This window comes from Nocardia aurea (assembly GCF_003123685.1).
GTDB lineage: Bacteria > Actinomycetota > Actinomycetes > Mycobacteriales > Mycobacteriaceae > Nocardia > Nocardia aurea.
In genome coordinates this window covers 1-649 of record NZ_QCYJ01000082.1, presented here as the reverse complement: position 1 = coordinate 649, position 649 = coordinate 1, and the positions used below count along the sequence as shown (strand labels likewise).

The 649-nt window shown below is 65.8% G+C and carries 1 protein-coding gene; it reads right to left on the bottom strand.

The annotated features are described in order from the left end of the window. A partial coding sequence (locus tag DAT37_RS13185) for an MFS transporter (protein WP_157978478.1) occupies positions 1–546 on the bottom strand: 546 nt, incomplete at its 3' end. Positions 547–649 lie beyond the last annotated feature (103 nt).

Sequence of the window (649 nt, the reverse complement as noted above, 5' to 3'; positions counted from 1 at the left end):
GATGGCCAGTGTGACGTTGCCCATCACCCGGCCCCGGTCGGCCTCGGGCACCACCTGCATCAGCGTGGTCATCAGCAGCGGCATCATCACCGCCGTGCCGGACGCCTGGATGATGCGGGCGCCCAGCAGCACCTCGAACATCGGCGCGACCGTGGCCAACGCCGTGCCGAGCAGGAACAGACTCATCGCGGTGGCGTACGCGCGGCGGGTCGACACCCGCTGCAGGAACCACCCGGTGATCGGGATGACCGCGGCCATGGTCAGCATGAAAGCGGTCGAGAGCCACTGCGCGGTCTGCTCGGTGATGCGGAGCGCGCCCATCAGCCGCGGGATCGCGTTGATCATGATCGTCTCATTGAGGATGACCACGAACGTGGCGAGCACCAGCAGCCGGATCACGGCGGGGGTGCGACCCGAAACGGCGGTCGCGGACGTGGCAGGTGAGTCGAGCTGTGGGCTGGACACGGTACCTCGATCGGGGTTGTCGGACATGACGTTGTCATGGCTGGCGTCCCAGCCTTGGGTCTCACAAGCAGTCGTGGTCATGCATAGACTGACCGACACCACCGACAAAACTCATCGCCCGCGCCCAGCATTCCGGCAAGTGGACCGAAATGTCACCCGATTTTCACCGGCGGCGGACAGCGAT